Annotated in this window: 10 protein-coding genes; 5 read left to right on the forward strand and 5 right to left on the reverse strand. The window is 52.5% G+C overall.

The features are described 5' to 3' along the window. Positions 1-176: 176 nt before the first annotated feature. Positions 177-1,319 (forward strand): DUF2652 domain-containing protein, encoded by a 1,143-nt coding sequence (locus JT719_RS15390; RefSeq protein ID WP_207434204.1) that lies wholly within the window; start codon positions 177-179, stop codon positions 1,317-1,319. An 82-nt stretch (positions 1,320-1,401) separates the two neighbouring features. On the opposite strand, the gene JT719_RS15395 is transcribed toward JT719_RS15390, so the two are convergent. Continuing rightward, complete coding sequence (locus tag JT719_RS15395) at positions 1,402-2,589, reverse strand: Pycsar system effector family protein (RefSeq protein WP_207434205.1); 1,188 nt, start codon at positions 2,587-2,589, stop codon at positions 1,402-1,404. A 573-nt stretch (positions 2,590-3,162) separates the two neighbouring features. On the opposite strand from JT719_RS15395, the gene JT719_RS15400 reads away from it, so the two are divergent. Both JT719_RS15400 and JT719_RS15405 read left to right on the forward strand, forming a co-directional pair. Further along, positions 3,163-6,918 carry a metallophosphoesterase gene (locus JT719_RS15400; RefSeq protein WP_242693264.1) on the forward strand — a complete coding sequence of 1,252 codons (3,756 nt, stop codon included), beginning with the start codon at positions 3,163-3,165 and terminating at the stop codon, positions 6,916-6,918. 22 nt (positions 6,919-6,940) lie between these two features. After that, positions 6,941-7,993, forward strand: a complete 1,053-nt coding sequence (locus JT719_RS15405; RefSeq protein WP_207434206.1) for a DUF6268 family outer membrane beta-barrel protein — start codon at positions 6,941-6,943, stop codon at positions 7,991-7,993. A 119-nt stretch (positions 7,994-8,112) separates the two neighbouring features. Here JT719_RS15405 and ppk1 read toward each other — a convergent pair whose 3' ends face one another. The 4 genes from ppk1 to JT719_RS15425 form a co-directional block, all read right to left on the reverse strand. Next, complete coding sequence (ppk1, locus tag JT719_RS15410; RefSeq protein ID WP_207434207.1) at positions 8,113-10,245, reverse strand: polyphosphate kinase 1; 2,133 nt, start codon at positions 10,243-10,245, stop codon at positions 8,113-8,115. A 35-nt stretch (positions 10,246-10,280) separates the two neighbouring features. Next, positions 10,281-10,778, reverse strand: a complete 498-nt coding sequence (locus JT719_RS15415; protein WP_207434208.1) for a SixA phosphatase family protein — start codon at positions 10,776-10,778, stop codon at positions 10,281-10,283. Positions 10,779-10,995: 217 nt separating this feature from the next. Further along, entirely contained in the window at positions 10,996-12,195 is a 1,200-nt protein-coding gene (gene hflX, locus JT719_RS15420) for a GTPase HflX (RefSeq protein WP_207434209.1), read from the reverse strand. Positions 12,196-12,204: 9 nt separating this feature from the next. Further along, on the reverse strand, positions 12,205-12,903 hold the full coding sequence (locus JT719_RS15425) for a SirB2 family protein (protein WP_207434210.1): 699 nt from the start codon (positions 12,901-12,903) through the stop codon (positions 12,205-12,207). A 147-nt stretch (positions 12,904-13,050) separates the two neighbouring features. Between JT719_RS15425 and JT719_RS15430 the strand changes: the two genes are divergently transcribed. Together JT719_RS15430 and rfbC are read left to right on the forward strand one after the other, a co-directional pair. Further along, positions 13,051-14,178 carry a glycosyltransferase family 4 protein gene (locus JT719_RS15430; protein ID WP_207434211.1) on the forward strand — a complete coding sequence of 376 codons (1,128 nt, stop codon included), beginning with the start codon at positions 13,051-13,053 and terminating at the stop codon, positions 14,176-14,178. A gap of 8 nt (positions 14,179-14,186) precedes the next feature. Further along, the gene (gene rfbC, locus JT719_RS15435; protein ID WP_207434212.1) at positions 14,187-14,729 is read left to right on the forward strand and encodes a dTDP-4-dehydrorhamnose 3,5-epimerase; all 543 of its coding nucleotides are present in this window, start codon (positions 14,187-14,189) and stop codon (positions 14,727-14,729) included. Positions 14,730-14,994 lie beyond the last annotated feature (265 nt).

Consider the following 14,994-nt stretch of genomic DNA (forward strand, 5'->3'; position numbering starts at 1 on the left):
ATATTAGAGCAGTTGGCAAGGCCCTATTGTCAGCTTCAGGAAAATTTTCGAAACAAGTGCCCGCTTAAGGCAAATGAATAGCCATTATTCACGTATATGTGGCGTTGGAAGGTAACCCAAATGGGTACTCCCATTGAAGAGCATAGCTGAAAGGCTTCTGATTTTGATTGTATTCCATGGAGTCAACAGTGACCAATATTTCTCTAGCACCCCATGAGGCGGATGACACGCAGCCTGCGCTGCTGTTCATCCCTGATATTAGTGGCTTTACGCGTTTCATGCATGAAAACGGCGTACGGTACAGCCGTAACCTCATTGCAGACCTGCTGGAGATAATCATTGAGGCCAATATCCTGAACATGGAGGTGTGTGAGATCCAGGGCGATGCTATTCTGTTCTACAAACTGGGAGATCCGCCGGCCATTGACCAGCTGGTAAGCCAGTGCAAACAGATTTTCCTGGATTTCCAGAATTACCTGCGCATCATGGAGCGGGATGAGCTAATGCCCGGTCCCAAACTCTCAGATAACAAGCTCACCCTCAAAATTGTTGTGCATTACGGGCGCATTTCTGTGACCCAGATAAGAGACCATATCAAACTCATGGGCACCGATGTGATCCTGGCCCACCGGCTGCTCAAAAACAGCATAGAAGGCTCAGAATACGTGCTCCTGACCGAAGGCTATCTCAACACCCAGGATCCGGAGGCGGTAACCCAGAACTTTGAGTGGACCCAGCTGAAAGAGGGAATGAATGCCTATGACCACGTGGGAGAAATCCGCTATAAGTATGCTTTCCTCACGCCCCTGCGGCTGTTGGTAACCGATCCTGAGGTAGAGCACTCGCATAAGCAGTACCCCAATACCTTTCCCCTGAAAGACCGTATCAAGGCGCCGGTGGAGTTGGTGCTGCGCGTCATCCAGAACTACCGGCTTAAGCCCAAATGGATGCACCGCGTGAAGAGCGCCCAGATTGACACCAAAAAGATAAACCGCATTGGGACCAACTATCTCTGCGAGATGGAGAAGGGCGGTTCCATTGAGATGCAGACGCTGCAAAGCAGGGTAACCCCAGAGAAAATAGAGGTAATTGAGAAAATGGCGAACTTTAAGATGTTCCCTAATTCGCTTATTTTCTACTATTTGTACGAAGACAATGAGGAAACCAACGTTACCCTAGAGTTCCACTACAGCCGCGTATCAGTAGGCGATTATTTCTACGACTACTTCGGCCGCAAGCAGATCAAAGGCTTTATGAAAGCCTCTCTGAACCAGTTGAAAGCCCTGTGTGAGCAGATCCACCAGAACAGGAAGAAGTAACTGCTTTCAAACACTCCCTAAAACAGAAAGGGCTGCCATTTTAGGAATGGCAGCCCTTTCTGTTTTAGGGAGTAAACGGATTTTACCGGGCAATGGCAATCACAAAAGACACCACCGTTAAGATAATGCCTATCATGAATATGGTATAGGAAATACGCAGGAGGCGGTACTTGTTTTTCAGGACATCTCCCAGGTAATAAATATCGGTGATCATGTTGTTGTAGAGCGCATTCTTGTCGCGCATGATATCATGCATCCCGTTCTGGAAATCCTCCAGCGGGATTTTGGTGAAATTCCCGAAAAAGAGCAGGTTAATGCGCCGGCTGGTGAGTTTATCTGGCCGCAGGCGGAAACTGGTTACCTCGGGCTGCGCCGAGATAATGGCCGAGATAACCGAGGCCAGGGTGGTGGCCAGCAGAATCCCCACCGGGATCATCAGGATGGGGTTACGGGTGAACTCGGCCCCAATGATAGAGGACTTGGTACCCAGGTACGTGATGATGATGGACATGATAATAGCGTTCAGACTGATCATCATGTTGGCTTTGTTATCCGCAATGGCACTAAGACTGATGTGGGTGTCATACGTGCTCCGGAACATGGTCTCGATGCCTCGTTTGGGCTGGGCCAGGTTCTCGCGGTTCTTTTTCTCTTTCTTCTTTTTCTTCTTGGCCAATTCCTGCAGGTGGTTGCGTTGCGCCTGAATGTTTTTGCTGAGTTGCTTGGAGTATTTGGCCTGGGCCGGCTGCGTCCGGAAACTGACCGATAGCAGGAAATCCAGCTGGAATTGGGCCCACTCCAGGTCAGAGAACGTTCGGTTCTGGAAAATTTCCCACTCCACGCGCAGCAATTCGGCGGTGGCAAAGAAGGTGTCTTTCCCAATGTTGGCGATATCCGCATCTACCAGAAGGTCTTCAATGAGATGATGCGTGATCTGGCCTTGCTGGGTGGCCATGATACACTGGTTAACCTGCTCAATTTTTTCTTCTGGATATCCCTCCTCGCGCAGAAAAGCAGTAGCAATGTCTACGCTTTCTTCTTCGTGGTTCTGGTAGGTGCTAATGTAGCCGGTGTCATGAAACCAGGCGGCCAGGGTAAGGATCTCCATCTCCTCTTCAGATAGGTTGCATCCTTCGGCCAATGACTTGGCTTCCTTCACCACCTCAAACGTGTGTTTGTAGTTGTGGTAAACCAGCTTCTTTGACAATTTCTCCTTGAAAAGCGCGAACACGTAATTGCCAGCTTTCCGGATGAGATCTTCTTTTTCCATAGATTAGGTGAGAGCGGTACTGCCTGTGGCACTTTATCGGCAGCAGCAAGTGGGCTGTTGCTGAATGTAGATGAATCCAAAGGTCTACAACGCGAAATGTCCTTTTAAGGTTAGCAGAATTGCTGCTGGTTGGTTGGCTAACGGGGCTTAGGTAGGAAGTAACCCGGGTTTTAAGCCTGTTTTTGGCAAAACACCGGCAAAGTAAATTGGTGGTACTATTGCTTTGAAGTTCCTGAGATTCAGCACTGCTCAGATTCCGCTTCCTCCCTGGGCCCAATCCGGCTGAATTTTTTCTCTAACGCTTATTTGTTTCCGTGCTCTTTTTCAGAAAACAGGCCCAGAATAGAAGCTGTCTGAGCGCAGAGGCAAGCCACGGGGTCTCTCTTTATTTTCTCTAACCCAAAGCCTGCTCCTTACGTCATAGAGCAAATATTCTGTGAAAGCTATTTAAAGGAATCGGGATTATCCCAGAGGCCTTGGCTCCGTATAAAGAGCAGCTTTCCCGGATTGGAATGATTTCGGCCGCAATTACCCGGTCGGGCGCAGTAGTGGGAAGCTTTGCAAATCCTGTTCATGAAAAAAAAATACATCTACCTCCTTTTCTTTCCAATGGCTGTGATCTGGCTGATGCAAGCCTGTACCACAGGAAGACCTTTTTACGACCGCACCGTCACTAACTGGCAGGCACAGACACCCAAAGATTCCTCTGAAATTGTCTACTCTGTTTTCCTGATCGGCGATGCCGGCGCGCCTCTTACAGACAAACCCGACCCGACCTTGATGTTGCTCAAGTCGCAGATTGACGTGGCCGGCGAAAACAGCGCGGTGGTGTACCTGGGCGATAACATTTACCACAACGGCTTGCCAGAGCCAGACGCTTATGACCGCAAGACCGCCGAGGACCGCATGAAGGCCCAGCTCAACATCCTGAAGGGCTACAAAGGCGAGAAATACATGATTCCCGGCAACCATGACTGGGGCGGCGGCAGCGGCACCCCAGACGGGCTGCAGGCCGTGATCCGCGAGGAGCGCTTTGTGGAAGAATACCTCTCTGACAGCAGCATTGTAGTAGGCACCGATTTCTTTGTGCCTGGCAACGGCTGCCCTGGTCCGTTTGAGACGTTCATCTCAGAAGACATTGTGTTGATTGCCCTCAACTCCCAGTGGTGGCTGCACCCGTATGAGCGCCCTTACGGCAATGACAACGTCTGCGGCGTGGTGAACGAGGTAGACATGCTGGTGCAGCTGGAAGACATCATTTCCAAAAACCAGGGCAAAAACATACTGGTAGTGGGGCACCACCCCTTGTTTAGCGCCGGTATTCACGGGGGGTACTTCACGCTCACAGACCACCTGTTCCCCCTGACCATCCTCAGAAAAGGTTTTGTCTTGCCTTTGCCCATCATCGGGTCTATCTATCCGCTGGCCCGCAAGTACGGCGGCATCAGCCAGGACATTCCGCACCCAAGCTACCAAGCGTATATCAAAGGCTTGCTGGGCGTGTTTGAGAAGTATGACAACATTGTGTACGCAGCGGGGCACGAGCATAACCTGCAGTACTTCAAACACGGCAAACTGCCGCACATTATCAGCGGCTCGGGCTGTAAAACGCAGCACGCCCGCGACGGCGGCGATGCCCTGTATGCCCATAAAACCAAAGGCTTTGCCAAGATCAACTACTACCGCAACGGCGAGGCGTGGGTAGAATTCTGGACCTCAGAAAACGCCGGTGATGCCGCCGGGGTCATGACCTTCCGGATGCCTATGTACGCCAAAACCAGAACCGTGCAGGAGCACATTGCCGTTGCCACCGAAGACTACAAAGACAGCACCATTACTTTGCCGGCTAACCCGGTGTATGCAAACGGGGGAGGCGTAAAGAAAAGCTTGCTGGGCCAGCACTACCGCCAGGTTTGGGATACGCCGATAAAGCTTCCGTTACTGGATTTACAGCGCGAGAGAGGCGGTTTGACTCCTTACCAAAAAGGAGGCGGAAAACAGACGGCCTCGCTGAAACTCCGCAACGAGGAAGGCCGCGAGTACACCCTGCGCTCCATCAACAAAGACCCTACCAACGTCTTGCCTGAGGCCTTGCAGGAAACCTTCGCCCGAGATTTGCTACAGGACCAGATCTCGGCGCAGCATCCGTACGGAGCCCTCATTGCCGCCAGGTTAGCAGATGCCGCCGGCGTGTACCACACCAACCCTAAACTGGTGTATATTCCCAATGATCCGCGTTTGCGCCAGTACCTGGATGAGTTCAGCAACACCATGGCCTTCCTGGAAGAAGATGCCGATGAAGATCATTCAGACGTAGCCAGCCTGGGCAACGCCACTAATATTGTGGGCACAGAAAAAGTGCTGGAGCGCAGACGCAATGACAATGACAACCGCGTAAACGAGCAGGAATTTGCCCGAGCCCGCCTGCTGGACATGCTCATTGGCGACTGGGACCGTCACGAGGGCCAATGGCGCTGGGTAGAGACCCGTTCCGGCGAAGACAACCGTACCTACCGCCCGGTGCCCGAAGACCGCGACGTGGCTTTCTTCAAAGGCGATGGTCTTATTCCCTGGCTGGTGAGCCGCCGGTGGGCGGTGCGCAACTTCCAGAACTTCGGGAAAGATTACGCCGATTACAAAGGCCTCAACCTAACCGCCCTTACCGTAGACCGCACCTTCCTGTCCAGCGTAACGCGGGAGCAGTGGGTTGCCCTGGCCAACGAAATGAAGAACTCTTTGACTGACCAGGCCATTGAAGAAGCCGTCCGCCAGATGCCTCCGGAAGTGTACCCGCTTTCTGGTCCTGAGATTGTGGCTAAACTGAAATCGCGCCGGGATCTGCTGCCCAAAGTAGCCGAGAAATATTACGTGCACTTAGCCGAGGACGTAGACATTGCCGGCAGTGACAAACGCGAAAAATTTGAAATTAACCGCCTCAACAATGAGGAGACCGATGTCATTGTGCGCAAGATCACCAACCAAGGGGCGCTTGGCAAAGAGCTGTACCGGCGCAAATTCTTCCACGGCGAAACCGAGGAAATCAGGCTGTACGGCTTAGGCGGAGATGATGTGTTTGAGGTTACCGGCGATGTTGGCCGGGGCATCATGGTCCGGATCATTGGCGGAGAAGGAAATGACTCCATCACAGACAGATCGCACGTGAACGGTGGGGTACGCAGGACCAAAGTGTACGACTTTACCGGCGAGAAAAACGTGCTGAGCCTGAGCAGTGAATCGGAAGATAAAACCGAGGATTTTGAGGACGTCAACCTCTATGACCGCGATAACTACAAACTGGCTTACTTAGGGCCCCGGCTTTCTGTTGAATACAACGTAGACGATGGTCTGTTCCTGGGCGGTGGTTTACTGTACCGCAACCATAAATTCCGGAAGAAGCCGTATGCCTCTGAACATTACCTGCGGGCCAATTATGCGCTTGCCACGCGGGCCTATAACATCAGGTATGACTCAGAATTCAAGCAAATTTTCAATGATAAATTAGACCTGGGCGTAAAGGCCGCCATTTACGGGCCGCAGTACCAGATCAACTTCTTTGGGTTAGGGAACGAGACCCGGCAGGAGCGCGATGATATAGAATATTACCGCGTACGCCTGGCTCGTATGTTGGTGAACCCTACCATCAATACCAGTTTCACGCACTTTGTGAGGCTGGGAATTGGGCCGTTCTATGACCGGTTTGAGTTACAACATTACCCTGGCCGCTATGTAGATGAAATCTTCTCTGAAGACGTATTTGGCATGGAGCAGTTTACGGGGGTAAGGGCCTTTATGAACCTGCAGGCGGTCAGTACGCCGGTGAATCCACGCATTGGCTTGAAATGGCTGAACGAGGTTTCCTACAACCACCAGATTGGCGGAGAAGGCAAGAACTTTACCCGCGTTGGATCTGAGTTCATGTTTTACATCGGGCCGCGACTGCCGTTCCAGCTGACCTTGGCCGCCCGGTTTGGCGGGGCGCATAACTTCGGGGACTTCTCTTTTTACCAGGCCAACACCCTGGGCGGATTGACCAACCTGAGAGGCTACCGCCGTACCCGTTTTGCCGGCCGCAGCTCCCTGTACCAGAACACCGAGATCAGGCTGGAGGTCTTCAAATTCAACGTATACCTGTTCCCCGGCAAGTTTGGGGTAATGGGCTTGGTAGACCATGGCCGCGTGTGGGCCGATGGCGAAAGCTCCAATAAAATCCACCGGGGCGTAGGGGGCGGTATCTGGATTGACGTGCTCAAGCAGGCCGTCATCAACGCGACCTATACCGCCGGCGAAGATGAAAAATTGTTCAACCTCAATTTTGGGTTCCTGTTTTAGCAAGTCCTCTTATTCAACTTTTATGAAACGCTTTTTTATTCTGGTGGGGATTTTGGCTTTAATAGGAGCAGAAAGGCAGGCAACAGCACAGGGACTTTTCTCTGATGCCCTCCGCGCCGCCCGTGATTCCACTGACCCGCAGGAACTAGCCAACCCCTCTGTGCTGGGGCAGGGAAAAAGTAAAGGGGTGATCATCCGGTATGAGCGTCTGCCCCGGTTTGGCATGCATTCCCGGGGGCAACAAAGTACCGTGGAAGATGCCCGCGCCGATGTACTCCGCAGCAACCGGTTTGAGTTCAAAGCCTATGCGCCCTTGGTGAACAACCCGCATTTCAAGCTGGTGTTGGGCGGCGGCTACTTTCTGGAGGAGTTCAACTACAAAGAGCCCGAGACGCAGCAATATCCTTTGTACCAGCGGCTGGAAGACAAGAACCTGCGGTCACTGGACGGGCAGTTGGTCATGCTTAAACCCCTCAACCACAAGAATTACATCATCTTTCGGGTGAAGGGCGAGCTGAACGGCGATTACGGTAAAAATGACAAAATCAGCCTGACGCGCTACCTGAGAACCTCCATGGAAGCCATCTACGGCTGGAAGAAAAGTCCGTACCTGTCTTTTGGGGTAGGGGTGCAGTTGGGTTATGCCTTTGGGCGGCAGACCATTTACCCGGCCTTGCTCTATAACCGCACCTTCAATGATAAATGGGGCGTGGAAGCCATCTTTCCGGCCAACGTGACGTTCCGGCGGAATTTCTCAGAAAAATCATTGCTGTACATGGGCTACAGAATTGACGGGGCCACCTACAACATCAACATAGACACGCCGCCGTTCAACCAGTACGAGACCGTGGAACTGCGCAAGTCTGAAATCAAAGGCCGCTTGAGATGGGACCGCGAGATTTATGATTTCCTGTGGTTTGGGCTGGAAACCGGTTACCGGTACAACCACCGCTTCAACGTGTATGACGGCCGCCGGCGTGATGCCAATCCTTTGATTGAAACCCACATCAAAGACGCCGTATTCTTTAACGTAGAGCTCTTCCTGGTGCCGCCGCGCCGGTTCCTCAAGCAGTAACTTTAGCCTTTGTTTTGGGGCTGATTTCCTGAAAACAGCCCCAAAACAGGTTGCATAGAAAAGCCAGAAGCCCGCCTCTGAGAAGAAGCGGGCTTCTGGCTTTTTTGATAGTATATTTTCTAACCTTCCGCCTCAGGCAGGAGGCCAGCGGCAACGGCTTTTGCTTTCAGAAAATCATAGGCTTCGTACTGGGCTCTTACAGAGACCGAGGGATCGTCTGACACCCAGTACTGGTTGTCGGTGGTGCGGGCCTTTTGGTTATCCTTGCGGTGCAGGTCCAGCATCTGCCGTATTTCCTGCCTTAATTCCGGATTATACATCGGAAACGCTACTTCCACCCGGCGGCTCAGGTTGCGGTTCATCCAGTCGGCGGAGGCGATGTAGATTTTCTCTTCGCCCCCGTTACCGAACACATAGATGCGGCCGTGCTCCAGGAACCTGTCCACAATGCTGTGTACCGTGATGTTCTCGCTGAAACCCGGCACGCCCGGAATCAAGCTACAAATGCCGCGCACCAGCAGTTCAATCTTCACGCCCGCCTGGCTGGCCGCGTACAATTGCTTGATCATGCGGGTGTCTTGCAGGGCGTTCATCTTGGCGATGAGGTAGGCGGGTTTTCCTTCGCGGGCCAGTTGCATCTCGTGCTGGATCAACGCCTCAAACCCTTCGCGCAGGTTAATGGGAGCCACCAGCAGGTGCTCAAACGTTTGGTCTCCGCCGCCATCTACCAGGAAATTGAAGACCTTGGTGAGCTCGTTCGTAAGCCTTTCGTCTGTGGTGAAAAGCGCGTGGTCTGTGTAAATGAGCGAGGTTTTCTCGTTAAAATTACCGGTGCTCAGGTACGCATACTGCACAGCTTTCCCTTCTTCCTGGCGGGTAACCAGCCCAATCTTGCTGTGCACTTTCAAATCTGGTGAGCTGTAGATCACGTTGGCTCCGGCTTTCTCCAGTTTGCTGCCCCAGTAAATATTGGATTCCTCATCAAAGCGGGCCTTTAACTCTACCACCACCGTTACCAGCTTCCCGAACTCGGCGGCGCGCACCAGGGCTTTGGCCACTTTTGATTTATCGGCTACGCGGTACAGGGTGGCGCTGATGCTGGTGACGGCCGGGTCATTGGCGGCTTCCTCAAAGAATCTGATGACGTAGTCAAACTTCTGGTACGGGTAATGCACCAGGAACTCCTGCTCTTTCATGGCCGACAGGATGCTGCTGGCCTTCTCCAGGCCGGGGTGCGGCAGCGGTGGCTTGGCCTCATAGGAGAGATCAGGCTTCTGGAACTTAGGAAACCCGAAGAAATCACGGTAATTATGGTAACGGCTGCCTACTACCAATTCATCGGTAGTGATGCCAATGCGCTCCAACAGGGCCTGCAGCATAGGCTCCGGCGTGGCGGGGTCATACAGCAAACGGCTGGGGTGCCCTTTCTCCCGTTTTTTGAGGCTTTTCTTGATTTTAGCCATTAAGTTACCAGAGACTTCTTCCTCTATATCCAGCTCGGCATCGCGGGAGAGTTTCACGGCGTAGGCCTCAATCTGGGCAAAGCCGGGGAACAGTTCCGGCAAGCCCAACCGGATGACATCGTCCAGCAGCATGACGTAGTTTTCACCTTGTTCTGCCGGTAACTGCACAAAACGGCTGCCGTGTTTCTGGGTAGGAATCTCCAGAATGGCGTATTGTTCCTGGGCTGTTGCCTGCTCTGCCTTGGGTTTAAGGCGCACCAACAGGTACACGGTCTGGTCTTTGAGGAAGAGCGGACTTGGGTTGGTGCTGAAGATGATGGGCACCAGCAAGGGCTTCACGTTCCGGCGGAAGTACACCAGGGCCATGTTAAATTGACCATCGGTACACTCAGCCTCATTAATCAGGTGGATGTGCTCTTTGCGTAGCTCGGGCAACAGCTCGTTCCGGAACACCTGCCCAAATTCTTTCTGTTGCCTTGAAACCTCCTCAATGATCTTCTCCAGCTCCGCCGATGGGTCTTCTTCCAGTTTCTCGCGGGTTTTCTTTTTCAGGTTGACCAGGCGGCGCATGGTGGCCACCCGCACCTTGAAAAACTCATCCAGGTTAGAGGAGAAGATGGCCATGAAGTTGAGGCGCTCCAACAGGGGCACCCGCGGGTCTTTGGCTTCTTGCAGCACCCGGTAATTGAAAGCCAGCCAGCTCATGTCTCTGCTGATGAGCGGGACCGAGGGCTGGGCAGCATTGGCGAGCGTAGTTTCTGTAGGGGCGGTTGGTTCGTTGGCAGCCATTCAGGTGGAGTTATGCGTGGCAGCACGGGCACGCGTTAACGATAGTTTTTAGGGTAATCAAAGAAAAGTAGCTTGGAATTGTCTGGCGAGATTTCTCCCCAGTAGCCGCAGTCAAAACTGATGGCCACAATACCAGCGGTGGGTATGTTCACAATGCTTCTTTCCGGGAGCAGCAGATTGGCTATTTCCGTGAAGGTGGGGTTGTGGCCCACCAGCATCACATGGGTATACTCCTCCGGCAGTGACTGGATGAACATGAGCAGATCCTCAGCGGTGATATGGTACAGCTCTTCCTGCACCCCAACCTTCTCTGGGGCAAAACCAAGCTCCTTGGCTACCAGGGTGGCCGTACTAATGGCTCTTACCGCTGAACTGGAGATAATCAGATCCAACTTCACTTTCCTTTCTGACAATTCCTGACCTATCAGCGGAGCATCAGAGCGCCCGCGCGTGCTTAAAGGCCGGTCATGGTCACTCAGCTCCTCAAAGTCCCAGCTGGATTTAGCGTGTCTTAACAGATATAGCGTTTTCATTTGGCATCCAGTAAAGATGAAAGCCACAACTGACAGACAGCTGTGGCTTTCATCTTTACTGGATGCGCTGGAAAATAGTTGTGCTTTGGAAAGCCTGCCTTGCGGAGTTTCTGTCTGCACTCTGGACGGATGCTCACCCTGGGAACCAGGCCTCCCTGGCAAAGGCTTTCTGGTCTGTTTCGGGCTTGTTTTACTTAAAACAAGCCCGAAACAGACGCTATTCTACATGGGGCGCATTGTTAGGGTACCGCTCAAAGTGGATCCTGGAAACCTGCTCTACCAGCACCTGGCGCATCTCATCAATGTTGTTCCGGTTGGTAGCCGAAATGAAGATGGCCGGTGTGTGCTGCTTGGCCAGGTAAGACGATTTCAGTTCGTTAATGTCTGGTCGGGCATCTGGGTGGTCTTCTTTCAGTTCCTGCTCCCGTTGCTCCAGGTAAAGGTCGGTTTTGTTGAAGACCAGGATGACGGGCTTTTCGGCAGACTGAATATCTTTCAAGGTATCGTTCACCACTTCAATGTGCTCCTCAAACGACGGGTGCGACACATCCACCACGTGCAATAACAGGTCAGATTCCCGGATCTCGTCCAGCGTGGACTTGAAGCTTTCAATCAGTTTGGTGGGCAGTTTTCTGATAAACCCTACCGTGTCTGAGAGCAGGAACGGAACGTTGTCAATCACAATCTTGCGCACCGTGGCGTCTACTGTGGCAAAGAGTTTGTTCTCGGCGAAGACATCGGCCTTGGCCAGCAGGTTCATGATGGTGGATTTGCCCACGTTGGTGTATCCTACCAAAGACACGCGCACAATGCCAGACCGCGATTTGCGCTGCTCAAAGTTCTGCTTCTCAAATTTCTCCAGCTTTTCTTTAAGCAAAGAGATCTTGTCACGCACAATCCGTCTATCGGTCTCAATCTCGGTTTCACCGGGACCACGCATGGCCACGCCCCCGCCTCGTTGCCGCGATAAGTGAGTCCAGAGGTTGGTCAGGCGGGGCAGCAGGTACTGGTACTGGGCCATTTCCACCTGGGCGCGGGCCGTGGCCGTTTGAGCCCGTAGCGCGAAGATGTCCAGGATGAGCAAGCTGCGGTCAATGATTTTCACACCCAGCTCGCGCTCCAGGTTGCGCACCTGCGATGGGGAGAGGTCATCGTCAAAGATCACCATGTCTACGTTGTGCTCTTTCACGTAGGCCACAATCTCCTCCAGCTTGCCCTTGCCCACGTAGGTTTTGGAGTCTGGCTTGTCCAGTTTCTGGATAAAGCGCTTGAGGGTTCTGGCGCCTACGGTCTCGGTGAGGAACGCGAGCTCATCCAGGTACTCCTTGGTTTTCTCGTCTGACTGGCGGTATTCCGGAACGGCTACCAAAACAGCGGTCTCCTGTTCTTTGGCCGTGATGTATAATTGGTTTTTCATGTAGTTCGGTTACTTTTTAAGCAAAGTGGAGTAGAGCGCCAGGGCCTCTATTTCCTGCTCCGATAATTGGGAGCCGAAGCCCGGCATAAGCCCGCGTCCGTTGGCAATCACTTCCCGGCGACCCTCCACGTTCAAGGTGCTCAACTGCAGGTTTACCGCCCCGCTGGCGCCTTTCTGGCCGTCTTCTCCGTGGCAGTTGGCGCACAGGTTGTTGTAGATGGCTTTGGCGTTTTCCAGTTGCGTTCCTTCCAGTTGAGACAAAATAGGGTGGCTGGCCTTCTCGGGGTCAGGAGAGGCGGTGCCAATCTCTCCGTTGGGGGAGACCGATACCGCTTCACCTTTATCAGGACGCATTTTCAGGCTTTTGGTTTCGGCCACGCCATAGACATAGAGAAAGATCAGTACCCCGGTGGCTGTCAATAGCTTATTGTGCTTCCTGATGCCCACAATAGAAAGGGGAATGGCTGCCAGCACCAGCACTGCTTTCACAAACAGCCAGGTTGGGAGCGGGCCGTTGTAGCTGAAGGCCAGGTACCCACCGGTAACGAGGGTAAGGCCGCCAAACACCATGTCCAGCATTTTGGTGGAGGAACGGGTTCTGTTCAGGTGGTCATGTTTGTTCAGAAACAGCAGAAACGCCTTTACCAGAAACAGGATCAGGAATAGGATTACTACCAGAACATGGGTATGCAAGAAAGCGGTGGTCATAGAAATAAAACGGCAAACCGAAGGCTGGTTTCGGCGCAAAATAAGCACAAAGGCCCTGAAAACCGACAAACCAGAACAGTTTCTGTCCGTAGGTGCAGGTTGCTGCCGAATCTGCTGCTATCTTTGTCTTTTGCTTTATACTACCCCATGCGCATTGCCATTGTTATCAACAAGTCCTGGAATATCTTCAATTTTAGATTAAGCTTAGTGAAAGCCCTTCTGGCCGCCGGGCACGAGGTGGTGGCCATTGCCCCGGAAGATGCTTATTCCGCTAAACTGGTAGCCGAAGGATGCCAGTTTGTGCATCTGCCCATGGAAAGCAAAGGCACCAATCCGTTCAAAGACATGCTGCTGGTGCGCAAATTCCTGAAGGCCTACAAAAGCGTGCAGCCCGATGTGATCTTGCAATACACCATCAAACCCAACATCTACGGCTCCATTGCGGCCAAACTGGCGGGCATTCCTACCATCAACAACGTGTCTGGCTTGGGGACGGTTTTCATTGTGCAGAACCTGGTGTCCAAGATTGCCATGGCGCTGTACCGGTTCTCGTTCCAGTTCCCGGCCAAAGTCTTCTTCCAGAACTCCGATGACCAGGCCCTGTTCCTGGACCGGAAACTGGTGCGCGACTCCATCACCGAAGTCATTCCCGGTTCGGGAATCAACACCAAGAAATACCAACCCGCCGCTTTCAAACGCCGGGAGCCTTTCGTGTTCCTGATGGTTTCCCGGGCTCTTTATGAGAAAGGTCTGGTGGAGTACGTGGAGGCCAGCAAAATCCTGAAAGTGAAATACCCAAATTTGCGTGTCCAGTTGCTGGGTGCCATTGACGAGGAAGGTAACATTGGCATCAAACGGGCACTAGTAGAGCAATGGGCCAACGAAGGATGGCTGGAGTACCTGGGTACCTCAGATGATGTGGCCAGCGTAGTGCACGGCTCTGACTGCGTGGTGCTGCCCTCTTACCGCGAAGGAACCCCGCGCACCCTGCTGGAAGCGGCCGCTATGGGCAAACCCATTGTGACTACCAACGTGCCTGGTTGCAAGGAAACCGTGGTAGACGGCTACAACGGCTATCTCTGCGAGGTACGCAACGGCGCCGATCTGGCCGCCAAAATGGAGCAGGTCTATCTACTATCAGACCAGGAACTCCAGTGCATGGGCCAGAAGAGCCGCCGCTTAGCAGAAGAAAAATTCGACGAGAAATTTGTGATTGATCGCTATTTTGCGGCCATAGAAGGTGCTACCGGGAAAGTAGCCAGAAAGATAAAATAACAGATCCTATGCAAGTAAAGAACTACCCAATTGCGGGAGTATTAGAAATCACGCCCAGAATTTTTGCCGATGACCGCGGAGCTTTCCTGGAAACCTTCAGCGCGAAACTGTTCGCAGAAGCCGGTGTCACCGAGACCTTTGTCCAAGATAACCTGTCCATTTCCAAAAAAGGTGTGGTGCGCGGGCTGCACTTTCAGAAGCCACCCTTCGCGCAGGCGAAATTGGTGAGCGTGACCGTGGGCAGAGCACTGGACGTGGCGGTAGACATCCGCAAAAATTCACCCACTTACGGGCAGCACGTGACTTGCATCTTAGACGCCGAAAAACGGAATTCCTTTTTCATCCCGGTTGGCTTCGCGCATGGGTTTGTAGCCCTGGAAGAAGGCACCATTTTCCAGTACAAGTGCAGCAACTACTATCATAAAGAATCGGAAGGTGGTCTGCTGTGGAATGATCCGGCGTTAGCCATTGATTGGGGAATTGAAACTCCTTTAGTATCTGAAAAAGATGAAATTCTTCCTACGCTTGAGAACTTTGATTCTCCTTTCTAATTGAGAATTCAGCCCCTAAACAGAAGCCTCTGCCCACAAGCAGAGGCTTTTTTTATTGTCTGTCTGTTTTAAGCACGGGTTGTGAAAAAGGGGCAAAAACAGCTTCTCCGTTCTCTCAGTTGCTGCAAACACTAAACTTCTGCAGTCCCTTCACTAATCGCCGTAAGGCCTTCCGCCTTTACTGGTTTTCCTCTCCTTAAACTTGAAAGCAGTCGCACAAATTGGGTTAGGCTTAGTTGCATTTTAAGGGTTAGTTTTTAAAAAC

The sequence above is a fragment of the Sabulibacter ruber genome, assembly GCF_017355955.1.
Classification (GTDB): Bacteria; Bacteroidota; Bacteroidia; order Cytophagales; family Hymenobacteraceae; genus Nibribacter; species Nibribacter ruber_A.